This is a genomic window from Rubrobacter aplysinae (assembly GCF_001029505.1).
Taxonomy (GTDB): Bacteria; Actinomycetota; Rubrobacteria; order Rubrobacterales; family Rubrobacteraceae; genus Rubrobacter_A; species Rubrobacter_A aplysinae.
In genome coordinates, this window is the sequence record NZ_LEKH01000007.1 from 70,009 (window position 1) to 93,259 (window position 23,251).

Consider the following 23,251-nt stretch of genomic DNA (forward strand, 5'->3'; position numbering starts at 1 on the left):
GGTCCTCACGACCACGGCCAGAAGCTCATCTTGCACTGCTCGCTGACCTCTTCTTCGCCGTAGTTGGCCGAAGGGTCGGTGTTCGCCGGCGAGCCCTGCCCGCCCCAGGTCTCCTTGTAGATCCCGACGTCTAGCTCCGTGGGCACGTCTGTTTGGAGGTTCTGGTTCATCACCGATTCCTTGTCGTTCTGGTGCTCGAAGCCGAGGGCATGACCGATCTCGTGGACCATTAGGGACTTGCGGTTTGTCTCCGAGCCCGTCTCGACCTCCTGTTCCTTTATGACTATCTCGCCCTTGGTCGCCGCCGGGTCGGTGGAGTCGGTGTAGCCCCAGGCCCAGTTGTATTGCCACTCGCTGTTGGGTACGTCTCTGAAGACGAGGTTCGCCTCGGCCTCCGATTCGGCGGGCTGGATGTCCACTCCGCCCAGGGAGTTCCACTCCTCTACCGCCGCCTCTATGTAGGAGTCGAAGCGGGAGTCTGACCAGTAGGTCATGGTCTTGTCCTGCTCGACCAGGGACCAGCCCGCCGGAGTATCCGAGACCCCGTAGGCGTAGGCTTTGTCCATGAGGCTCGGTAACTGCGGAAGTTGCGGGAACCGCGGAAGCTGCCCCAGGGTCGGTAGCGGCGGGATAATGCCGGCACTTGTGGTCTCGCCACCGGGGCCTTCGCCGCCGGACTCCTCTGAACTTTCCCTGGCTGCGCCCCGGTAGGCTTCGGCCTGGGCCATTACCTCGTTTGCGTAGTCGGCGTTCGCGTCGCCGCAAGCGCCGTAGTAGCTGCATAACGCCCCCCTCGGGTCGTCCCCGGCCCCGAGGTTTGAGAGGTAGCTGGCTCCGGAGGCTATGGCGTCCTCGGTGTCGCAAGGGTTCTTGGTGCCGTCGCCGTTTCCGTCCACCCCTTCGGAAGACCAGGTGGAGGGCTGAAACTGCATCGGCCCGCGCGCCCCGGTGGAAGAGGTCGCGCAACCCGACTCTGCCCGGCCGTGGTTGGTCTCCTGGCTGCCAACCGCGGCGAGTAAGGCCCAGTCGATACCATACTGCTCTGCATACTGGCGGTAGAGCTTTAAGAAGTCCTCCGGGATGTCCGAAAGCGCCTCCTCGCTTGGGTCCGACGATGGGATATCCGAGGAGAGGTTCTGGACCTGCTCCTTGCAGTCGGTGAAGACCGAGGCGACCGCGCCGGCCATCGTCACGATGAGCAGTAGCATGAGCGCGGCGATGGCGGTCACCGCCAACAGGAGTAGACGCCGGCCCTTTTTTGAGCGCACCATCGTAGCCGCAATGCGTAAGCCCCAGCTCACCGGCGACGGCCAGCCTTCCGGCTAGCAGTATATGGTCCTTCCTGAGTCTCACCGCGAATCACCCCGCCGGCACTTACCTGCGCTGCCTTCTTACCTACAGAATCAGCGCGACGACGAATGCGACCATCAGCACGGCGCACAGGACACTCAAGGCGACCACGATCCGTCCCTGAGTGCCGCTGGCAACCTCGCGTACGCTGTCTTTGCGCGGAACGTGGCCCCGGCCCGTTGAGGAGGTGGTGTAGGTCGCCGCGGGCAGCACCTCCTCTATGGTCTCGCCCTCGCGCTCTATGGGTTGTGAGTCGTACATGGCTCTAGGCTCCTTTCCTGTTGTGGCTTGACCCATTGGCACGGCTGAGGGCTCCTCCACGCAGCCCTTCCAGGCACGAAGCGGCCGTGGTCAACACCCCGAGACGGGTCTCCAGTGAGAGCGCGTCCATCGAGAACGCCCGCCGGTTCAGGAGCTGGCTGAAGGCGGCGTCGTAAGGTATCTCGGTAACGCGCCTGAGGCTCTTTGCGTGCTCGCCCTTGACCAGGCCCGTGGTTGCAGACTCGTCGGTGGGCGGCAGGCGGTGGCTTATTGCGAGCGTGGTGTCATTGAGACCGAACTCAAGGCCCTGCACGTAGCTAAGGGCGTCGGCGAAGATGTCGTTCGGGACCACCTCGGAGTCCCCGACCAGTAAGAGCTCGTCGGAGAGCGAGAGGACCTTCTGAATCTGGGGGTGTGAGAATCCTATGCCCATGTCGTAGATCACGAGGTCGTAGAAGCGGCTTAGTGCGGTGTCTATGCGCTCGTAGGCCGTGGGCAAATCTCCCATGCGCGTCTTCTGCACCATCTCTGGGGGGTTCAGGACCACGTCCAGGCGCATCCGCTCGTTCTGTGCGACGTAGCTTCGGATATCGGAAAGACGCTGGAGGCTATTGGCATCGCGGGCGAGCTCGACTACTGAGCTCTGCACGGGCCGGGGCACGAGGCTTCGGGTCGCGCCAAACTCGGGGTCCGCGTCAACGAGGCACACCCGGATGTTGGTGCCGTCGGCGATGGCGCAGCCTATGGCGTAGGCAAGCGAGGACTTGCCCACGCCACCCTTTGGAGAGCCCACGGCGAGCTTGGCGTAACCGTCTATGGAGGTCTCTCTGAGTGCCAGCGTCAGGCGCTCTTGCACCTCCTGCGGGGAGGGCTTTTCGGCTATGGCCTGTTCATCGGCCACCAGCGTACCGGCGAGCCTTTGGCGGACAGCCCGATCTTCCCTGACGGGCTCTTCCCTGGCGGGCTTTTCCCTGACACGCTCTGGTTCGGTGCGTCCCGGCCGTGACGGTTGTGATACTCGTGAACGCGGGCGGAAAAGCTTGCCAACAGCCGGCAGTTCCCGCAGAGATGCGGCTACCGACCTGCGGAGCCGGCTCGCGCCGTAGGCGCCGTAGGTAGCCTGCTCCCGGGCGGACTCGCTGTCTGTGGCTTCCGGCTCTTCTTGATCCGACTCGTCGCCGAGCGGCCCTCCCCGGCGCATTCTGTCGGCGGTTTTGGAATCCGCGTCGGGATCGAAAGCACGCTCCAGAGGCTCCTCTGTACTCTGTTCGGCCACCGGGCTTGACCGCGCAGTAGCGCCGGAATTCGCCTGCGCGGCGGGAGCGGGCTCCGGCTCTGGCGAGGCGAAATTCGAGGTCGGATCGTCCCGCGTGAAGCCCGGCTCGTTACCGGTTTCAGTCTCGGGGCCGAACTCCTCTATGTCCTCGGGATCGTCGAAGGAAGCGGTCTGGGTGTCCGTTCCTCCAGAGATCTCCTCTCTGTCTTCTGGGTCGGTATCGTACGTTTGCTCTTTACTTTGCTGCTCTGTACCTTCCTCTGATGAGGCTTCCTCCGTACCGGTGTACACCCGGCGGCTCTCGGGCGCGGCCTCTTCGTTCGTGTTCTCTTCGGTTGCGAACTCTTCGGCTTCTTCGTAAGCGCCGGTATCCGGCTCCACGGTGGCGGTGTCCGAGTTAGTGGCGGGAGCCGCCGGTCCCCAGCCGTTTTTGCTCTGCGTCATGGTTATCCGCTCCTTTCGGGGTTGCTCGTACGGGGCTGCTCTTTATTCGTCATGGCTCTCATCGGTTCACTCTCTGGTTCGCTGCTCTGTTCACTCCTCTGTTCACCTATCGGACCGTTCATCGGATTCACGTGATTCATCTGATCAACCTCTGCGCCAGCCGGGCGAAGCCTCCGGCCTCTTCGGGCTCCTCGACTGGCAAAAAGACTCCCTGACCCATCGCCCCGGCAAGCTCGTCGGCGGGCGGCAAGGTGAGCGTGTCCCTCGCGAGCTCCTTTCCAGGCTTGCTTCCGTTCCCGCCGGTCGTGAGCGCGAGCAGCGGCGAGGTATTGAAGTCGCCGAGATCCTCGAAGCCGGCTACCGCCTTCGTAAGCGCCTCGGCGCTCGAGGCGGCTGCCCCCACGGCAGACGCCGAGAGCACCCAGTCACGGGCGTAGACGGGCCAGCGGTGGCCGCCACCGTTACCGCCGGGTCTTTTGGAGACGGCGACGATCACGGCGTCGAAATGGCGGCCGAGATAGTCGGCAAGCCCCTCCGCCTCTATGGAGTCGTCCTGGGGGTAGCGCAAGACGCAAAGACCGCTTTCGTGGTCGCGGATCAGGTAGTCCTCGAGCTCCAGAGCCCGCTCCACGCCTCCATCTCCGTTCCCCGAAGCCGTGGATTTGCGGGCGGCCTTGTGATTGGCCGCGCCCGGGTTGACGTCTTCGATGAGCCAGTCCGTGGGCGGCAGCTCGATCCCAGCGAATAGCGCGGTCGTACTAAGCGTCTTCGCGGCGTCCACGAAAAGCACCCTGCCTCCGGTCTCGTGGCGGGTTGCGGCCACGGCTAGCATCCCCGAAAGGGCGAAGCCGACCTGCGTGGCCGACGGACCGCCTATTGCATATATCCCGCCGTCCCGCAGGTCATCCCCGGCGCGGGCTCCCGGAGGCGTGGAGGCGTGAGGCGCAATCTCCCGCAGCGAGGGCGGCTCGTCCTTCTTGCGCGCCGGTGTCCGTGTGGCTGTCGGTTCGTCCGGCGTCTTCCGCGACGGTCCCCCGGCCGCCGCAGTCGTGACAGTCGATTTACCGTCACCGCCGTTATCGGGGCCATTGCCAGGGCCTTCCCCAGAGCCGTTTCCAGAACCGTTGGTGGAACCAGCGTCGTCCGGCGCGGCCAGCTCCGCAGCGGAGCCTCCGCTACCGGAGAGGGCGGCGGCGTCGGTGTGGAATATCTCTTTCTCGTGCTCCGAGATGTTTATGTCCAGGCGCATTTGTCGCTGGCCCGCTATGAGCAGCGCCTCCCCGCGCGAGAACCGCTGCACCCGCTTGCGCGTGGCCTCGTCTATCTCGACGTACTCTCCGATGCGCTCGACGAACTTCTTGTTCTGCCCAAGCAGGACGTAGGTCTGGGACTGGTTCATAATGGTCTCGACGTGCTCTGAGGTGGTGAACTCCTCGATGTCCTGGGTGATGCCGACCATCGAGGTGCCCGATGCCCGAGAGGCCCGCCACAGCCGGCTCAGGTGCTCGGCTGCCATCGGGTACCGGAGCAGGCTCCAGAACTCGTCCAGCCAGCAGGTAATCGCCTCCCTGGGGTCGGCGAGCCTGCCACTGAGGTAGTCGAGCAGGACGAACTGGAGCGGTGCGGTCTCCGCGCCGTACTTGTTCGTAGAGGTCCTTATGACCAGATACTTAGAGCGCAGATCGACGTTCGTCTGGCCGGAGAAGATGTGCCTGAGCCCTCCGGTGTGCCAGGAGTACAGCCGCTTGTACAGACCGGCGAGTTCCTCATCCTCGGCGGCGTAGGTGGCGAGCTTCTCGAAGAACTCCGGCATGGTCGGCGGCGTGTTGTGGTGGGTCTCCGGGTCTTCGGTGATCCCGGCCTCGGCGTAGGCCTCGGCGATCACTCTTTCTACTGGACCGCGCAAGCTGGCGTCTAACCCGGCGGTTGTGGACGCGGCGCCTTCGGCGGTGGACATGATGCCTATGAGCGTCACGATCGTGTCCACCTTTGAGGTAAACGCTCCAGCGCGGGCCTCGTTGAGTACCTGGTCGGGGTCCTCGCCGTCCTCTATCTCGTCGGCCAGTAGCGAGAGATCCGGGTAATCCGCGCCGAGATCGAACGGGTTGATCCGGCTCTTGCCGCCCTTGCCGAGCTTTACGAACTGCCCGCCGATCTCGCGGGCGACCGCCTCGTAGCGGGTGTTTCCCTCCGGGTCTATGAGGATCTGCGTCTCGCCCCGGATGCGCGAGCGGGTAGAGATGGATTTGACGAGCACGGTCTTTCCCATGCCAGAGGCGCCCCAGATGAGCATGTGGCGGTTGTTCGCCTTTCGCCTGTCGTAGCGGACCAGGGCGTTTGTGGACTGGTCGGTGCCGAAGAGCACGCCTTCGTCGTGGTTTATCTCCACTGAAGAGAAGGTCGCAAAGCACGAGAGAGGCTTCGTGAGTATTCCAGAGGAGCAGTACTTCTCGAGGAGGTGGTTCTCCCCGAGTGGCAGGCAAGAGACGTAGCCCTCCCACATCTCCTCCAGGGCAAGCCGGTTGGCCGCGTACCGGGCGTCCAGGGTGTCCCGCACGGTATCGGTGAGCTCGTCTAGCTCCGCTTTCGAGTCGGCCTCGAGATGAATCAAGACGGCGAGCTGGTGGTAGCTCTGCCGGAGGCCCTGTACCTCCTCGTGGGCGTAGTTTGCCGACTTCCGGGCCTGCTCCTTGTAGAGCCTATCGAGGACATTCCCTTCGGAGGTCGTCTTCTCGGCTGCGAGTAGCTGGCTCTTTTTCTTGCCGATAAACTTGAGCGCCTCGTTTGTCGGCACCTTGCGGATGAACTTGACCACCTTGATGCGGCGCTTCAAGTCGGCCAGGGGCTGGAGGAAGCCGTTGCGCACGGACTCCGGCAGGTCGTAGATGTAGAGCGTGCGGTGGTAGCTGGTGCCGACCACGAGATGGTCGGAGTGGATCTGCACCGCGTCTGGAGCTATCCGGTCGTTGACCGAAAGCTCGCCGAGGCCAACGACCGGCGGCGAGTTACCGTCCTCCCCGTCCCGGACCTCCTCGGCGGCGTCTATGCGCTTTGCTATGGCCTTGCGGGAGAGGCCCTTGAAGGCGTCGTCGGTGAGGGTGGTGGTGAGCCCTATCCGCATCGGTGTGCGGCTCTCGGCATTGCCGCCGGTCTCCGAGCGCACGCCCTGGAGGTTAGAGCCGCCGGCCTCCTCTCTTAGGAACTCGAGCGCCTCCTTTTCGCCGAGCGGGCGGAGGATCAAGCCGCGCCGACCGTAGTAGTGGACGGCGTCGCCCACGCGGTGCTGCAGGGTACGCCAGGCGAGGTCGGCCTCCACCTGGGCCTTTTTCGTCTCTTTTTTGGAAGCCCGCTTCTTTTTCAGGAACGGCAGCGCCGAGGCGAAGAGGCCCTTCATCTGCTGTACGGGGCTCTCCGTGGAGACCTCTTCGCGGGAAGGGTTGTAGGTAATGATGATGTAGGACTTGTGCTCGTAGGCCTCGGACTCGGATACGAGTTCCTTGAGATGCTCTACGTGGTCGTCGGCGAAGGCGCGGACCTTTATTGCCTCCTCCTCGGAGATCCCGGGCCGTCCAACCTCTCGGGCCACCTCGTCCTGCAGGCGCGCAAGATAAGTCCCCATCGCACTAGGCCTGGAGCGGGTGATCTCAGTGATGTCGAAGTCCATCGCTATGTAGCCGTCGGCTAGCTGGGCGCGGTTGTTCTCCTGCTCCTCCTCTGAAGCCAGGCCGAGCGAGGCCTCCTCGACTTCTATGATGCGTAGGTAGGTGCCGTTGTTGGTCTTGAGCATCTCCCAGACCGGCTCCTCGGCCGGCAGGTAGCGCTGGACGGAGTCCCTCAGCCACATCACCGAGCCCGGCGGCTTGCCGCGCCAGACGAGCGTCGTGTTACGCACGAGGCCCCGGAGCCTCTTTGCGGCGATGAACGAAAGATCCCTCCCTTCCCACTTTAGAAAGGCGAAGGCGAGCCCGAGCAGGACGAATGGGGCGATCACCGCGGTCACCTGCGCCGGGGTAAGGTTAAACATGGCGAACACCTCCAGGCGGTAGATGATTGCGATGGGGGCGAGCATCCCGGCCAGGATCATGAACTGCCGCTTCTCGAGGTCCATCCCGAGAAAGCGGAACTCCTTGTGGGGGTTCGAGAGCTCCTTCACTATCTGGTGCTCATTGGATTCGGCCGATTGCTCGCTCATCTCTTTTGCTCCATCCTTGCTTTAGAGATCTTCGGGCAGTCCCTACTGCCGGCAGTGGTGGCCGGGAGCGGCGCTCTTACGCCGCTCCCGGTACCGTTTGACGCCGGACGGCTCAAGGCTCCGATCAGCCTCCGCCACCGGTCCAGTCCTGGATCAGCGTCACGAGCGAGGGCGCCAGGAAAGCCACGGCGATTGCTATGCCGCAGCTCGCCACCCAGCCGGTTGCCTTCTCCCGGCGCCGCTCGTTTGAGCCGGAGAAGATCCAGAACACCGAGGCGACCAGAAGCCCGAGGGTCCCCACCACGACGATGATGTTCGAGAGCCAGTCGACGGCGCTCTGGAGCGCGCCTTCTACCGCTCCCCCGCCGCCACCGCCGCTGCCCTGGGCGAGGGCGTTGTCGGCGCTCATGAGCATGAGCACCACCGAGGTATAGAGGGCGACGGAGATGATGAACATCCGCTCGCCGACGGCTCCGGTGAGCGACGTTCCCCGGGCTCCGATGGTTGCTGCTAGCCGAGGGACTATTCCGGTAGACCCCGGAAGGGCTCCATCCGCTGATTCCGTGTTGTCCGCTAGATCCGGCCGATCCGCTGGAGGGCTGGCCGCGTGCTCTAGTTTGTCCCGCATTGGTTTTCTCCTCTCTTTAGGGGTGTTTAGGGTGCGGGCGCATCGTTTCTGGTGGTTCGAGTGATCCCTCCGGGTATGTAGCGCAGCCCGGACGTCGCACTCCGGGCGGGCTCCGGCCCGGCGCGCAGTGCAGCGCGTTCCCTATGTGCTCTCCTTTCATGGGTCCTCCACAAGATCCACCAGAGCTCTCTTCAGAAGTGATCAAAATGGGCTCCAGCCGCCGAGTTGGGCGGCGAGCGCGATCTGGCAGACGAGCCCTACGCCGGCGAAGACCGCACAGCCTGCGACGGCCCGGCCGAGAAACGTAGGCAGGGGCTCCTCTGAACCTTCCTGCACCGGGTAGTCGCGGTAGCCGCCGATTAGTAGCAGAGCGATGAGCGCCACTAGCGCAACCGGAGAGCCCGCGAGCACCGCCACCCGCGCGGCGTTCCGGGCGACGCAATAGAAGGCGGCCAGTACGGCGTCGGCCCCGGATGGGGAGCCTTCGAGAGTCGCGGTTAGCGTCAGGGAGATCCCGAGAGCCACAGCCGCGAGTGCGCCCGCCGGTAGGGCTATGAACAAAAGCCTCGCCCACAGGGGCCAGCTGCGGGTTCCGCCGTACATCACAGCCCCGCCCTCCGGCGCTGCTCGCGCCCCGCCTCGCGCTCCCTGCGGCGCGCCTGCCGGGCCTGCTCTTTTTGAGCACTGGCCCGCTGCCGCTCTTCGGCGCGCTCGGCCGCCGCCTCCTCTTTGGCTTCGGCCCGCTCGCGCAGCTTGCCGTAATAGTCGGGTTCCGGTGCGCGGCGGGTGTAGAGCTTTCGGGGCAGTTCGTCGGCGTGGTCTTTTACGCCGAGGTAGGTCGCCTCCCCGATCTTCGGGTACTTCACCTCGTCGAAGGAGAGACGCTTTTTCTCCTGGGTGCGCTTGCCTTCGGAGTAGGTCTTGCCGGAGCGCGAGTAGGAGGTCCTTGAGTCCTCAACCTCGGCCTCGACGATGCCGGCGCTTTTTCGGATGTACTCGACCTCATCTGCCGAACAGCCCGGGAATACCAGAAAGACGCGGCAAGTAGCGTCCAGGGCGTCGAGCAGTATGCGGGGCATCAGCGCGTGGCCCTGGAATATTAGGTGCGGGGCCACGTTCTTGTCCCTTACGAGCGTCAGCCATCCCGCGAGCTCGTGCTGGGTCTCCTCTCCGGCCCTGCCCATGAGCTTTGGCACCTCGTCTATGTAGACCGAGAGAGGCTTCACGTGCTTGGCGGGCGCTGCGCGTTCCTGGGTGGCGTCGATCACCGTCTTCAGGCCCAGATACCCTACGGTCCTGGCGGCGGAGTCGTTCATCCCGCGCTCTCCGACCGGTGCGCGGAGGATGATCAGGCGCCCGAGGCCGCGGGTGAACTGCGAGTCTCCGCGCGCCGGGCGGGGCTGGTTTATCTCCTCGAAGAGGTCGAGCCTTTCACGTCCGTCCGAGCCTATTAGCAGGTGTTTGGCGGCCCGGGAGTTGTCCAACCTCTCGAAGAGGTTCGCCACGTTCTGGCGGTAGTCCCGGCGCTTATCTTCCGAGAGCGCGAGGAACTCGCCGTCGAACCACGCCCTGGTACGGGGTGTGAGCCACTTCGCGCCCACGATGTAGCGGTTGTGCGAGGATTTGTTCTTGCCGTCGGAGGTCGTGGTCCCGAGTATCTCGTGCAGGAAGCCGGCGTCGGTGATGAGGCGGCTGAGTAGGTCCCAGCCGGCCTCCGAGGGGTCTACTTTTTCGCAGAACTCCATGTACTCGCGGGCGAGTTTTACGAAGTTCCTTACGATGGACTCGCCCATCGGACCATAGAAGCCGTGGTAGAAGAGCGAGGAGGAGATCGCCGCCGAGAGGCGGTTAGCTACGTCCTCGGTATCCTCTCCCGCGAGAGGGTTCCAGTAGCGACCGTATATCTCGGAGGCGTCGGCGCTCAGGATGTCCACTCCAAGGGCGGCTGCCCGGTGCCTAACCTCGGTGCCGAGGTCGCCGTAGGTCTCCAGGATAAGTACGTCGCGCCCGGCGAGCAGGTCGTCTATTGCAAAGGGGGTGGTGCCAGTGGTCTTGCCTGAGCCGGTCGGTCCTATCACCCTCATTCCGGTGCGGCGGTCGAGCCAGCCGAGCCTTACCGGCAGCCGGCCGGCGAACGTGCCCCCGTCCCGGTCCCCGACGTACAGGTCCGAAGGGTCCGAGAAGGCGGCGGACGTGGCCTTACGTAGCACCCTCGGGCCGCCTATGGCGGTGCTTACGAGGCCGGCGGCGCATACGCCTAGGACAGCCATCATTCCGGGGTTTGAGAGCGCCGCTTCGGGCAGTCCACGAACGGTATCCGCCCACTCTGGGATCTTCTCCGCGAGCGTCGTTCCCCACTCCGAGCGGGACTCGAAATCTAGCGGGTTGGACAATTCCTCCTCACCTCCTACTTTGCCTGTACCGATCACTGTTCCGTGTCAGCGGTGCGTATGCCACGTCTTCACCCAAGACACCCAAAAGGCCTACCTCCGCCTGTGTTGGTGATGTTCCGGCTGGTCGTAGCTCTCATCGGTGGCTGAGGTGGAGAGAACGAGATACCAAGCGCAACCCACGATTCCGGCGGAGCCAAGCCCAATCAGCAGGACTCTCAGAATCTCCATGAGGGGCTGGATCATCTGGAGCACCTCCCTGGCTGGTGACGGGTGATGTGTGCAGAGAGCGCGTTTGCAAGGAGTCGTTGCAGCCAACCAGCGAGCGTTGCGCGATCTGAATTCAGAAACCGGGAGCTCTTCTCGTCGCCTTCCCGGTGCCGTCTGGCTGCTCGCTCTATCTCTTCGGGATCCGCTGCCCCGGCGATAAATCGGGCCACTATCTGTCCCTCAGGGTCTATAAGGGTCCACAGGTCCGGGTCGGTCCAGTCTAGCCGATAGCCTCCGGGCAGCTTCATCTGGTGCGCTGAAAGCGGGCCGTCCCGGCCCTGGGGGAAGCACTGTGAGGTGGAGGACCGGGACGGGGCCGCAAGGCACAGCCCACGCCGGCCGAGGGGGCCACCGGGGGACTGAGAGCTGATCAGGGTTGTGAGAGCTGTAAGAGCGGCCTTAGCTTTAAGGCCGGGTGTTATGCTGGTAGCATGACTTATAGACACGGGTTAACCCCCTGTCGAGTCTGCCGAGGCGGTCCGTTAAAGTTGGTAGCTTTGTGGGCGGGCCGCCCCGGACTTATTGCTTCAGGTAGTTAGGCATTGGATACTACGTTCGCGTGGCGTGCGGGTATGATCACCTCCTCTACCTCCTTAGGGGGCCTTTCACTAGCGAATGCTACTCTGCAAAAAGAGTCATTGCCGGTTACAAGTTGTTGATATTTGGCTGTAGCAATTCGTTACATTGCCATCAAAGTAACAACGGCAAAAAGGCTGATAAGTATCGGAAGCGTGACCGCAGAATTTGCCCTGTCAAGGGTGCGGTTGATGAAATTTCTGATGAGTTTTGGCACAAACATGCTACAAAAGTGACTACTCGACCAGGTCATCATCGTCGTGGCTATAACCCGCTGTGGAGCATGTTCTTATTTGTTGGTCAAGTAGGAGGCAGCCATTCTGCTCCAGGCCTTGAGTAAGCCACCTACAAGGTTCGCGCTATCGCTAATACCGGCCTTCTTCAGTATTCCAGATGGATTGCCGCGCAGCGTAGCCTTGAACTCTTGATCGGAGAACTCTTTGCCCCGGAGGGTGCCGAACAATTTGTCGAGTTCTTGATCGCTTAGGTACCGGAAAGATCCTATGCCAAGACCTAGCGCGGCCCATTCCGCCAGCGCCTTCTTGCGCCAAGATCTCTGGTATTCGTTCAGGCTGCGGGCCGAGAAATCCGCCTCACGCGCGGCCCGCGCCGCCGTCTTGCCCGCTAAAAGGCCCGACCAGGCTCCGTTTTCGAGCCCACCCTGACCGGCGGCGGCTCCCGATGCCATGACGCCGTCGGAGGCGATGGTGTCCGGTCTCACGAACGCTGGGTCGGCGCCGCGGGCTTCCTGGAGCACGTGCGCGTTTTCTGCGGTGGGGAAAAGCCTGCGGGCGCGCTGTGCGAGCTCGTCCAGCTCGTCCTGGTTCCCTCCGCGGCGAAAGGTCCAAAGGTTTGCTTGGTCTCCACCGAGGGGATTGAGCTGCGCCCGCCAACCAGGCGCGAAGCTACCGAAGCGGACGTGGAAATAAGGAGAGTCGCCGATACCGGGCGCCTCGAGGAGCTGGTCCAGGCCCCACGAGACGTCCTTTGGATTTTTCATGGTATTCATTATGTTTTGTACGGCGGATCCAGCGCCATCTGCGAAGATTACACAAGGCGCTCTCAAGGTCTCCACCTCGGTGTGGACCTCGACGTGGCCGTTGCTCTCTGGTGGGGTCACGTCCTGGACGCGCACGTCCGCCCTGATCTCGGCGCCGGCATCCTGGGCCATCTGAGCAAAGAGGGAGTCAAAGTTAGGACGGTCAAGATGTACGGATCTGAAGTTGAAGACAGGGCCTTTACCCGAAGGTCCCCCTACCTCGATGCCTCGATACTCCCGCGTTACGGTGCTGTCGGGTATAGGGAAGTGCTGGGTGGGCCACAGGGGCTCCATTACCACGTTGGCGGGATTAACCCGTATCCCGATCTCGGGCGCCGCCTCTATCAACAGGGTGCGCGCTCCGCCTTTCGCCGCTTCTTGCGCGGCCACCAAGCCAGCAAGAGAAGCGCCTACAACCAGCACTTGCGTGTCGTTAGTCTTCGTATCCATCGTTGGCACTCCCTCCGAAGATAATGGTTTCTAGCTAAAGTTGGTTCCTAGTTCAGGTTCCCCCGAGTGTTCCGCAGTTGTAACCGAGCTAGTTGGTATGCGTTTTGTACTGAAGGGTAGATTTCGTCGTCGGCCAGTATCTCTCTGCTGCGGCTCTCTGGTAAGGCACCGGCTTTCGCCAAGGCCAGCCCGGCAAGATGCGCCCAATCGGGCGCATCGCGGAGCGGATCTTCGGCCTCGGGGTTCGCGAGTCCGTAGGCGAAAGAGATGGGGGTGGATAAGCGGTGTCCCTTATCCTGAAACATCCTGTGGCCCGTAGCGGAGTGGGTTTTGGTACTGGACAGCCAGCCCGCGAGATCCTCGTCAAGCTCGTAGCGATCACAGGATTCGGCTAACGCAAGCAGATCGTCCTTGTCAACGGCAATTCTATCTTCGATCTGTGGATGGCGTTCGGCGCACATTAGTACGCCGGCGCGGAAGGCGTCTTCGAGACTGAGGATGTCGGCTTTGGACAAGTTCAGATTCTGCTGGTTCGCGGCCAATCCCATGCAGTGGTATGGGGCGTTCAGAGGATAGTCGTAGATCGGCACGGTCGCCAGAAGTTGGGTAACGTCACACAATGGTTCTAGCAGGGTCGACAACGGCCCCAGTACCTGGTCGTGTTCATCCTTTCTAAAGTGGACGGCGAGTCCTATCGTGGCGGTGGCGCCGGCCAGAACTATGAAGATGAGCTGGAACACGCTCATATTGTCGCTCAGCGTCGTAAGGGCTTGCGGCGAGGAAACCGCCCGTTGCGTATACCATATGCCCGTTACGGTAGCGAGCAATCCGAGGGAGATAGATAGCAGCGCACCGCAGCAGTTTTGTATCTTGCGCCGAGCCCATTGGCGGGGTGATAGCGACGGCGGCTGGCTCCGGAGTGCGGTGGAGAAAACGTATGCGTTAAGGGCTGAAGATATTATCAGTGCCGCGATGAACGGCCCATTGTATGCAGCGACCCACCAGGCGATGGGTTCGTCGACCGAGAGCACCAGCGGGCGGAATATAAAGTCGCAGCCCATCGAGAGCAGGAAGGTACCGCCTATAACGTAAGGTGCCAGGGTAAGCGTGGTGTTTAGCCAACCTCTGGGATGCAGCCGATTTGTGCCTTGTTGTCTCGGCCGCGCGCGACGGTAACGCCGGGCCTGCATAAAGCATATGTAACCGACTATGAGGGATATAGGCAGGTCTCTTACGTATTTGACGAGTATGTCGAACGCGCGCTGTTCGGACCCGGGCGGCCCGGAAGCGGCGATCTCGGCCAGCCAGAAAGAGCCCGTGGTAAGTACTGCGAGGAAAAACGCATAGTAGATCACCGGTGAAGTAGGATCGCGGCGTCTGGTGACCCACATGAGCAGCATGAAACACAGGCCTATAGCCACGTATGTTAGTGCGACCCAGAGCTGGACGGATTGGTACTGGTGCATTTTGCTTTCCCCTCCTCACCCTTAGGCGCCTGTGTTGGCGGCGCCGGAGGTTGTCAGACTACGCGGTCCGTCCCGTGCCCTTCGAAAACCTCTGGTACGAGAGTAGCCAGGAGCAGGGCCTTCGCACGTTTACGAGCCTCGATTTCATATGGACTCTCGAGCTCGCTCGCATCCGGGGCACTGGACGCGTCAAGCTTCAATATCGAGGCATCGAGGTAGTGCTCCGGTATCCGGAGGTGGTGCATGGCTAAGAGGTGGGCTACCTCGTGGAGGATACTTAACTCATAGGCCGGCCACGGCCTGTATTGGAGGCTTTCGCGAACTTGGATGTACGCTTCGTTGAGATCTGATTTCCACCTGAGCCTTGCGAGCTGATTAGGTTTAAGCTTATTATCCTCCTCTGGCAGCACTCCGCGCGACAGGTCGGGGTATAGGTAGACCTTGATGTCGATGCCGAGCCAGGACTTCACGGCGCTGATAATTTGCTCTAGGGAAAATCCATGTCCGAGGAGCCCCAGCTTGGACAGCTCCAGTCGGATGTCCTCGTAACTTACCTCGGTACCAGGGTTATACCCTGCGGTCTCGCGTAGATGTCGGGTAAGCGTCCGGATGGCGGCGCGAGCTTCGCGCATCCAGTGCTGGGGGAGGTTGACGCACGCCATGACCTTTGCTTTGTCTATAACCCTAGCCATAGAGATCCGATCTAAAATATGTTGATGAAGGGGCACCGAGGCTTTGCTGGGAGACGCTACTGTGCGCGCCAGCGTGACCCGGTAAACGTGCATTTTATTCGTGCTCCGTCCCGTCGGTGCTTGTCCGCTTCTTCTGCTGCTTGAGATAGTCGGATAGACCGCGGAGCAACCCCCTGCTCTCTTTGTCAAGGCCGACGGAGTTGTTGAAGGTCACGTATGAGTCCTGGTCATCCTCGCTTTCAAGCGGCCTGGGTGCGCCCGGAATCCAGGCGGTATCGGACCCGTTGAAGTAGGAGAATCCGACGCCGAAAATCTCCGATAAGGCTAGCAGCTGTTCCCACGTGGGATCTGCGAGGTCGCCTGACCTCAGAGCTAGCACGTCTTCGAGGGATAGAACTCTCTGCGAGCGAGCAGCTACCTCTTGGTTGGTGAATGCCTGTCCCGTGTCGGTATTGAGGCGTCTCTCAAAGAGCTTGTTGACCAGGACAGCCATTCGTTTGTCTCTGTCCGAGTTACCGACTGAGCCACGGAGCTCATTATTTATGGGTCTACCGCTCTCCCATTGCCTGTGCAGATCCTCCCACCAGGAAAGGTCCTTGAACCACAGCTCGGTAGGGAAGCCCATGGCTACCGCGATTGCCTCGACCTTATCCGCCCTCGGGATGTCAATGGCTCCGTCCCTTAGTGAAACAAAGTAGGATGAGCCTACTACTCTCCCGGTAGCCTGCTTCATCTTGGTGCCGGTCCAGTACCCGCCCTCGGGGTGCGGGATAATGTCGAGCATGACTCTGAATTTCCTACTGTAGGTGCCGAGTTGTTTCTGGTCCTCGCCCATGTATTCGGGGCTCCTCCAATAATAGTGCCTTACAGATGATCCTCGTTGGCAGTTACGTTAGGTGGTGATCACTAGCGGCAATGTAGTCGCGACCTCTCCTGGAAATGGCGCCGGAGTGATGTACCGTCACCGAGGTTTTGTTCAGGGGCGTAGTGTTGGGAGTACATAACCATCTTTCTTACGTTCTCTACCGTCAGTCGACCCTTCAAGGTCAGATCAGATGACTGCTTGTGACCTTCATCCTACAATTCAAGGCATGTTCTGTAAATTGAAAATCGAAGAAAATATTTTGATTTCTTGCAAGTGCGAAACGTGTGGATTACCCTCCCGCTGGTATAGGCGATTATACTTGCGCTGTGAGAGGGGGATAGCGGAGGTCAATGAGTATAGAGAACTGGACCCGGAGGGCCATCGCCGCGCACGTATCTTTAGCGGCGGCGTTTGCTCCCTATGTAGCTGCCATAAATAATAGTGTATCCTGGCATGATATGAAGAAAAATCGCAAATACATAGATTTTTCTCTAGATCGCCGCTTGTTATTGGAGCGTTTGCAGAATTTGCTATTCAATACCCCTAAATGGAGGACTGGGGACGTAGGTTCGAGCTACTGCGAGACAAGTACCGCCGCGAGGACGGGTCCAAGTGGAGTGGGGCTGCAATCGAGCGTGCGACAGGTGGGGCGGTTAGCGGCCACTTTGTCAGCGCGTTGGCTCGGGGCAAGCTACAGGACCCGGGCATCGGCAAAATGTACGCTCTCAGCGAGGTTATGGGGATACCACTGGAGGAGTGGTTTGAGGAAAAACACGGTGAAAGCTGGGAGTGATCTAGTCGTGTAGAGCAGAGCTGGGTGGTCCGCGTTAGCGGCCAAACTAATACTCGGACCACCAGGCTCTAGAACAAAAGCAAGGAGTTAGGTAGTTCCCTTGCAGCCAATTGAGCTTAGCAGATCTAGCAGCCAAGTGGAACAACCCGGTCACGTTGAGGAAGCGGTTCGCTTCCTCAGTAGTGTCACCAACGGTGACCTTAGCGAGGTGCCAGCCGAAGAGCGGCTTTTGTCCGTGCTAAGGGCGGTGCAGATGTTAATTGAAGCCGCCCAGGCATCAGAAATACGCTCCCATTTGGTCCCGAGTACCGAAAAGCGAGGGTTATCGGAGCGGCCCTACGAAGTCCTGCAAATGCGGCACCTCGGCAAGTCCACCCGTGAGATCCAGCGCGAATTGTGGATAAGCGAAGCTACGGTCCGATCACACGACCGGACAATTACCGCCTGGTATGGAGCGAAAACATACTCGGAGGCTGTTGCGGTAGCAAGGCAAAGAGGGGATGTGTGAGTCAAGAAAGCCATGACTCCGGTAGCAAATAAAAAGCGGTGGCTCGCATGAATCAAGGAAGCTCACCACCGCCCGGCGACATCCGGGAAGGTGTCAAATCGCCGGGCTTCATTATACGAGCCACCGCGGGACCTTGGAAGGAGTTACTGTGGCCCAGGTAAATCTGGCTTCAGCTAGCAAATCTCACAGTATTAGGGTGCGTACCTGCGGGGAAATGGTGCGTACCTGCGGGGAAGGAACTGCGTACCTGCGAGGAAAACCTCTATGTTCAGGAATCGGTGTCTCGTGGACGTGTGTCCAGCATATTGTCTATATCTAAGCCGTTTATCAGTTCTCCCGAAGCACATACAAGAGCATTCCTAACCCAAAAAGGTTCATGCGTACCTGCGGGGAAGAGGTGCGTACCTGCGGGGAAGGAAGTGCGTACCTGCGGGGATAAATCTGCGTACCTGCGGGGGAAGAAACGCGTACCTGCGGGGATAAATCTGCGTACCTGCGGGGAAATCGATAATAAATTTTTCCTGCAAATCGGGAGATTTTGTCGGCTTTTCGCTGTCTCCTTTGTTTATGTTGTGTTTCCTGTTTGTATGTATTGTCAACAGGAGCAGTTTTCGAATAAGTCCTGGGTACAGACGTCACTCGGGTGGGGGGAGGTACACACGTGAGCTTCAAGAAGGACGGCAGAGATAAGGGTGATCATCTTCGTTCCGGTGAGAGCAAGGATCAGAAGACTCTTTTCGACACCTTCAGTCTCCAGCTGGATCCACAAGACCTTGTACCTGTCTTCGCGGAAGGCAACTTCGAAGAGCATCCCCTGTTCCGCATGAGTTCTCAGGAGCGCACCGTTCGAGCCTACAGCTACGAATGGGCGTATAACGCTGAAGACGGGTTACTGCTAAGAAAGAGATGGACCGTAGTCCCGTCTGGACAGTACGGCGCGCCCGGGCCGGCCGACCAGGATGTGTTTGTCGCTGTTATGGAACTTGTAGCCAGGCGTGGCGGATTGCCAGAGAGTGGCGAGATCGAGTTCTCCCTAAACGAATTGCTTAAAGTACTCCGCAAGTCTCGGGGAGGTAAGTCTTATGAGGCGTTAAAGGAATCCCTGCTCCGCATAGCGTTCACCGGTATAGAGAGCCACAATTCCTTCTACTCCGCCTCTATGAAAAGCTACATAGAGGATACCTTCCGGATATGGGATGTCAGGTTCGCAGACTACGAGCCTTCCGGGGGTACGAGCACCAGCCGCCACACGTTGAAGTTCCATGACGTGTTCGTCAACAACTACTTCGCCCATTACTTGAAGAACTTGGATACTAATCTCTACTGGTCCCTGAAATCCCCTATAGCCAAACGTCTGTACAGGCTGATAGACCAGAAAAGAGGTCAGGGTAGGTTCTGGGGGCAAGAGTTTTTCGAGCTTGCGCGCCAGATACCTCTCACCGGCTCATACAAGTACTCCTCGAAGATAAAGGAGAAGTTGAAGTCTCCGCACGTAGAACTTGAGCGTGTGGGGTTTCTCCAATCCGTAAGCTATCAGGGCGGCCGGGTGGTGTATGAGGTCACGGAGGAGTACTCGCGTCAGAGAGTGGTGCGGGAGAGCTACCGTAGCAGTCCTGAGCATATCTTCGCGGTTGAACGACTAATCTCCGAAAACGTTCGTGGAGATGTTGCCCAGTCCTTGGTCGAGGAATACGGCGTCGAGCACTGCCTGTACTATGCAGAAGCGCTCGTCGTGCAGCAGAATCTGTCAAACCCTGCCGGCTGGCTGATAGAGGCCATACGCAAGGGCTATGCCCTAGTCGATCGCGGGGGTGAGAATTCGACAACCCAAGTCATTGGTGAAGACCCAGAACAGGTCAGTAGCTTGGATAGTGGCGAAGCGGTTGTGGACGAAGGTGGTTATGCGACTACTCGTGGTAGTTTGCCGGACACCGACCCGGAGGCGCTGGAGGTTTGGGAGAAGGTCCTTGAAGATGTTTCAGAGGAGATCAATGCTCCCTCCCTGCGAGTCTGGTTCGAAGGCACGGTCCCGGTAGCGTTATCTGCGGAAACCCTGACAATTTCCGTGCCGAACGGTTTTGCTAGGGACTACATCGAAGAACGGTTCAAGGACCTCCTCGAAGCAGCCCTCACGAACCACCTCTCCCCCACCTCAGGCCTGGAGATCGTGGTCGGGGTAGAGGATCCTACACATAATACAGATAAACGAGGAGACGCCGGATGACTCGGATTGGAGGCATACCGGAAGACTTCGAGGCTGCATACGGAGGGCTTGTCGAAATCGTAGAGAGCATTGGTAGTGGCGAAGTCTCAGAAGAGCTCGTCCCGGAGAAGGCGGACGAGTACAGGCGGGTGAACTGCCGGGGATCGGCCGCGCTGGCCGGTTCGGCGCTGCGGGCGCTGAGTTACGAGCTCTCCAGCAGGGGTCTACAAGAGGGAGCAACTAGCTACCCGCAAGAGTTGCAGGCCGTGGCGCTTGTCGAGGCTGTCCTGGAACCCGCACTGGTTACGCACGCAGCGGGGAACGAGACCTCCGAGATCGTTGAGGTTGCTCTACCCGAGCAGCTCCGAGAGATCACGCCTAACGGCAGAGGCTTCGTGATGGGCGAGCTTCAGATGACTTTTGAGCCTTGTCATTTCGCCCGAGGAGCTGGTCGGTTGATTTCTCCTGAGTTCCACTTCTTAGAGGAACGGGTTGCGAGCCCCGATCCTACCGTTTGCGGTGAAGGAAGAAGTATTATGTGTCTCTATCAACCCCTCCCCCACCTCATGGCCCCTAACACAGGCAACAACGGGCATCCTACTTCGCGCGAGGAGGCCGAATTTCGTCGCACACGGCCCGTCCTTACCCTCTCCAGTGGTCGTGGCCGTAAGAAACTCTCTCGGAAGCTCCTGGCGCTGCACAGCGGCTCTAGCGGGCTAGAGGTCGCCGGGACTGATCCTCTAGCAGTCTACTACCTACCCCGTGCCTTCCAAGGGTTGGAGGGTGAGCCATGAACTGATCACTAGCGAGCGTCACAACACGTCACAACACGCACCCTGCAAACAGACTAGCGAAGGAGATCAAAGGGAGAACACTATGGGAAGACGCAGAGACAATGAACAAAGGACTCGCCAGATGAGGACCACCCGCCGCAATGGCGGCGGTTACCCGGGGCGCGGCTATGGCGGACATGAAGGTCCCCGAGGTGGCAGACCCCGGGATGATGGCCGAGGCTATGACCTCCGCGACTACCCGGCCGAGGCCCGTTACGGTCCCTACTTTGATAGGGGTGGAAGCCGCTACTACGAGGATGAGGCGGGAAACAGATATTACGCCGAAGACTACGAGGGACGCTACGACTCCCGCGACCGGGACAACGAGCGCGAGTATTACTGGCGCGAGCAGCAGTCTCGCCAGGAGACCCGCCGCATCGCTTACCTGGTCCTCGGCGGGGTGTTCGTGGCCGTGATAGCCCTGCTCGCAGTCTTCGCTCTTAGCGGGGACGACTCTCCACAGACCGCCCAGCAGGTTCCCGGACAAGCACCACAGCAGGCAGCTCCACAAGCTCCCCAGCAGGCTCCCGCTCCAGGGCAAGCCCCACAAGCGCCGCAGCCAGCTCCACAGCAGCAACCGCAGGCTCCGGCGGCACCCGCTCCGTCACAGAACCCGGCTAGCGCCGAACAGGTAGAAGGACTCAGGGCAGACATAGATCGACAGCTCGCCGAGATCCGGCAGTCCATAAACGATCTAAGGCTGGAGATCATGAGCTGGTTCTCTAACTCCTCCAGCCAGGAGGGTCAGGAGAACTCGCCGTGAGAGGCCGCAAAGAGTCTACCCAGAGGCTAGCCATCTCCGGAATGCTTGAGCGGCTACTCGACAAGGCCGGATCAGCGGGCGAGACCGATACGGCGAGCGGAACCGAAGAGCCCTCGGACAGGATTGCGTCTTTCAGAATGTCGGCGCAGAGGCCGCTACAGAAGACCCACGACTACGACTACGAGTACGCCGGGTTCCATCTTGGCGCGGAGGCTAGCTGCCGGGTACGGATCTATCAGGACTCTGACTCGGCAGACCAGGGCGGGCAGCGGCCGGTTATCGTGCTCTCGCAGAAGTTGCCGCCGGGCGGTACCTCGATCACTAACCTCATCGAGGCGGTTACCGCCGAGGTGGTGCTGGCCGAGCTGCCCGAGAAGCTGCCGCGAAGTTGGCGAGAGAATCGCAAGGCTCTGCGCGAGTCCCCTTTCCATGTGGTGGAGCACTACAGCGAGGGAAACTCATTCGGCGGGTCAAACCCTGGTGATAAAGAGGACGAGAGCACCTCTATCGTCACCTTCTCCGACTACCGGATTCAGGGTCCTCTGGGAGTGCCCGAAATCGAGCACGGCGACGTTGACGGAGAAGAGGTAACGATAGTTCACGGCAACCACACCGAGCGGCCGCGCTTCGGTCAACCCGACTGGCATCACGAGGGCAGGGAAGCTATCGAGCGCCTGCTCGGAGGCCAGCTATGATGGGCCATACGCACGTCGTGGGAGGCGCCGCAGCCGGTCTTGCGGTCTCCTGGGCCGCAGGCCTCGGAGTCGAGGGAGCCGTAGCGCTGACCGCCGGGGCGGTGGCGACCTCGAAGCTGCCCGACGTGGACGCCAAGATCAACAGATCGCCGGACCACCGTTCGTTTCCGCACACCTTGATCGTCGGCGGCGGAGTCGCCGTGGTCGTGGCCTGTATCGCCTACGTGTGGCTGTGGGCCAACGCCTCGAGCTTCGCCGTGGGGCCTCTATCGGCGGGCGAGGTAGCTCTGATAGCTCCGGGCGGGGCTATCGGGTACCTCACCCACCTGGCGCTCGACGCGGCGACCAGTAGCGGGATCTGGCTGCTAGTGCCAAAGCACCGGCGGATTGGGTTGCCGCGCAAGTACGCCATAACAACCGGAGGACTCGGGGAGCTGGCGGTACTCGGAGTAATGCTGGCCGGAGCTTTTACGCTCGGATTCGGGGTACTCGGCGGCGCCGAGCTAGCTTCCGTGTCCAGTTCGCCTCTGGAAGGGATGGTGATCCGGGGTGGGTGAGACCGGAACCAAGCATGAGTTGGTCGGCGCCGTGCGTAGTCCCGTACGGCATCTGCAGGCCAAGGAGAGGATCCACGGTGGCGAAAGCCGTCTCCGGGACCCGGCGACACCGGCGGGAGATAACGGTAGCCCGGCGGGTGGCGGCTATGCCCAGAGCCTCTCGGCCTACCTCGACACCATAAGCCGCAAGCCGCTTCTCTCGGCCGCCGGGGAAAGACTCTTGAGCCGGCGGGTGCGGACGGGCTGTCCCCGGGCAAAGCGCGAGCTCGTCGAGAGAAACCTGAGGCTCGTGGTGCATACCGTAAAGCGCTACCGGGGCCTTGGGGTGGACTTCGAGGAGCTCGTTCAGGAGGGCACTCTCGGCCTTATCCGGGCCGCCGAGAAGTTCGACCACACCAGGGGCCACAAGTTCTCCACCTATGCGACCTGGTGGGTGCGCCAGGCCGCCGGCCGTGCCGTGACCAATAAGGCCCGCGGCGTGCGCATCCCGGTCCACTACCAAGAGCAGCTCCGGGCGCTAAGAGAGGCCGAGAAGAAGCTGTCGGCGTCTATGGGACGAGAGCCTTCCGAGGAGGAAGTGGCCGCAGAGCTTGCGGTAAGCCCGCAGAAGGTCGCCCAGATGAAACGGGTCCGGCTGCCGGTGGCGAGCCTGGAAGCGCCGCTTGGGGGGATGTACGAGGGTGGCGAATCGGAGCCGGATTCGCCCGCACTGTCTTCGGTACTCGCCGACGAGGGTCCGGGGGTAAACCCCGAAGAGGAGTCTTTGGATTCCTCCGAGCGAGAACATGTAGGGTGCCTTTTGGAGCTCTTACCCCCCACCGAACGTCACGTCCTGCGCCGACGTTACGGCCTAGACGGCGGGCGGGTGTGGACCCTCAGGGAGCTAGCAGAGGAGTCCGGCGCCCAGAGGGAGTTCGTGCGCCAGCAACAGAAGCGGGCAGAGCGGCGTTTGAGGAGCATGCTCGCCGCGGACTGGGATGAGCGAAAGACCGGGTAGGAA

At 61.0% G+C, this 23,251-nt stretch carries 19 protein-coding genes; 8 read left to right on the top strand and 11 right to left on the bottom strand.

Annotated features, from left to right (window positions below; all coding sequences use genetic code 11):
* Positions 1-5: 5 nt before the first annotated feature.
* The 11 genes from ABD53_RS15925 to ABD53_RS08980 all read right to left on the bottom strand — a co-directional run bounded on the left by ABD53_RS15925 (position 6) and on the right by ABD53_RS08980 (position 15,869).
* Entirely contained in the window at positions 6-1,271 is a 1,266-nt protein-coding gene (locus ABD53_RS15925; protein WP_084709462.1) for a lytic murein transglycosylase, read from the bottom strand.
* A 124-nt stretch (positions 1,272-1,395) separates the two neighbouring features.
* Positions 1,396-1,611: a hypothetical protein gene (locus ABD53_RS08935; RefSeq protein WP_047865432.1), complete on the bottom strand. Its 216-nt coding sequence runs from the start codon at positions 1,609-1,611 to the stop codon at positions 1,396-1,398.
* A 4-nt stretch (positions 1,612-1,615) separates the two neighbouring features.
* Positions 1,616-3,331: a nucleotide-binding protein gene (locus ABD53_RS08940; protein ID WP_047865433.1), complete on the bottom strand. Its 1,716-nt coding sequence runs from the start codon at positions 3,329-3,331 to the stop codon at positions 1,616-1,618.
* 136 nt (positions 3,332-3,467) lie between these two features.
* Complete coding sequence (locus ABD53_RS08945) at positions 3,468-7,523, bottom strand: VirB4 family type IV secretion system protein (protein WP_047865434.1); 4,056 nt, start codon at positions 7,521-7,523, stop codon at positions 3,468-3,470.
* A gap of 124 nt (positions 7,524-7,647) precedes the next feature.
* Entirely contained in the window at positions 7,648-8,151 is a 504-nt protein-coding gene (locus ABD53_RS08950; RefSeq protein WP_084709463.1) for a TrbC/VirB2 family protein, read from the bottom strand.
* Positions 8,152-8,352: 201 nt separating this feature from the next.
* On the bottom strand, positions 8,353-8,757 hold the full coding sequence (locus ABD53_RS08955) for a hypothetical protein (RefSeq protein ID WP_047865436.1): 405 nt from the start codon (positions 8,755-8,757) through the stop codon (positions 8,353-8,355).
* Positions 8,754-10,544 (bottom strand): type IV secretory system conjugative DNA transfer family protein, encoded by a 1,791-nt coding sequence (locus tag ABD53_RS08960; RefSeq protein WP_047865437.1) that lies wholly within the window; start codon positions 10,542-10,544, stop codon positions 8,754-8,756. The genes ABD53_RS08955 and ABD53_RS08960 overlap by 4 nt, the downstream gene beginning before the upstream one ends.
* A 1,132-nt stretch (positions 10,545-11,676) precedes the next feature.
* The gene (locus ABD53_RS08965; RefSeq protein WP_047865438.1) at positions 11,677-12,876 is read right to left on the bottom strand and encodes an NAD(P)/FAD-dependent oxidoreductase; all 1,200 of its coding nucleotides are present in this window, start codon (positions 12,874-12,876) and stop codon (positions 11,677-11,679) included.
* A 47-nt stretch (positions 12,877-12,923) separates the two neighbouring features.
* The gene (locus ABD53_RS08970; RefSeq protein ID WP_047865439.1) at positions 12,924-14,342 is read right to left on the bottom strand and encodes a hypothetical protein; all 1,419 of its coding nucleotides are present in this window, start codon (positions 14,340-14,342) and stop codon (positions 12,924-12,926) included.
* Positions 14,343-14,395: 53 nt separating this feature from the next.
* A complete protein-coding gene (locus tag ABD53_RS08975) occupies positions 14,396-15,034 on the bottom strand; it encodes a hypothetical protein (protein ID WP_152670695.1) in 639 nt (212 codons plus the stop codon).
* Positions 15,035-15,128: 94 nt separating this feature from the next.
* Positions 15,129-15,869 carry a hypothetical protein gene (locus ABD53_RS08980; RefSeq protein ID WP_047865441.1) on the bottom strand — a complete coding sequence of 247 codons (741 nt, stop codon included), beginning with the start codon at positions 15,867-15,869 and terminating at the stop codon, positions 15,129-15,131.
* Positions 15,870-16,446: 577 nt separating this feature from the next.
* Here ABD53_RS08980 and ABD53_RS08985 point away from each other — a divergent pair.
* The 8 genes from ABD53_RS08985 (at position 16,447) to ABD53_RS09020 (ending at position 23,248) form a co-directional block, all read left to right on the top strand.
* Positions 16,447-16,692, top strand: coding sequence for a hypothetical protein (locus tag ABD53_RS08985; RefSeq protein WP_047865442.1), 246 nt, complete (start codon positions 16,447-16,449; stop codon positions 16,690-16,692).
* A gap of 253 nt (positions 16,693-16,945) precedes the next feature.
* Positions 16,946-17,200: a LuxR C-terminal-related transcriptional regulator gene (locus ABD53_RS17975; RefSeq protein ID WP_160309656.1), complete on the top strand. Its 255-nt coding sequence runs from the start codon at positions 16,946-16,948 to the stop codon at positions 17,198-17,200.
* 661 nt (positions 17,201-17,861) lie between these two features.
* Entirely contained in the window at positions 17,862-19,424 is a 1,563-nt protein-coding gene (locus ABD53_RS08995; RefSeq protein WP_047865443.1) for a replication initiator protein A, read from the top strand.
* Positions 19,421-20,197: a hypothetical protein gene (locus ABD53_RS09000; RefSeq protein ID WP_047865444.1), complete on the top strand. Its 777-nt coding sequence runs from the start codon at positions 19,421-19,423 to the stop codon at positions 20,195-20,197. The genes ABD53_RS08995 and ABD53_RS09000 overlap by 4 nt, the downstream gene beginning before the upstream one ends.
* A gap of 82 nt (positions 20,198-20,279) precedes the next feature.
* Complete coding sequence (locus ABD53_RS16945; RefSeq protein WP_152670696.1) at positions 20,280-20,999, top strand: hypothetical protein; 720 nt, start codon at positions 20,280-20,282, stop codon at positions 20,997-20,999.
* The gene (locus tag ABD53_RS09010) at positions 20,996-21,694 is read left to right on the top strand and encodes a hypothetical protein (RefSeq protein WP_047865446.1); all 699 of its coding nucleotides are present in this window, start codon (positions 20,996-20,998) and stop codon (positions 21,692-21,694) included. Before ABD53_RS16945 ends, ABD53_RS09010 begins: the two co-directional genes overlap by 4 nt.
* Positions 21,691-22,251, top strand: coding sequence for a metal-dependent hydrolase (locus ABD53_RS15935; RefSeq protein ID WP_053057867.1), 561 nt, complete (start codon positions 21,691-21,693; stop codon positions 22,249-22,251). Before ABD53_RS09010 ends, ABD53_RS15935 begins: the two co-directional genes overlap by 4 nt.
* The gene (locus tag ABD53_RS09020) at positions 22,244-23,248 is read left to right on the top strand and encodes a sigma-70 family RNA polymerase sigma factor (RefSeq protein WP_053057868.1); all 1,005 of its coding nucleotides are present in this window, start codon (positions 22,244-22,246) and stop codon (positions 23,246-23,248) included. The genes ABD53_RS15935 and ABD53_RS09020 overlap by 8 nt, the downstream gene beginning before the upstream one ends.
* The last annotated feature ends 3 nt before the right edge of the window (positions 23,249-23,251 follow it).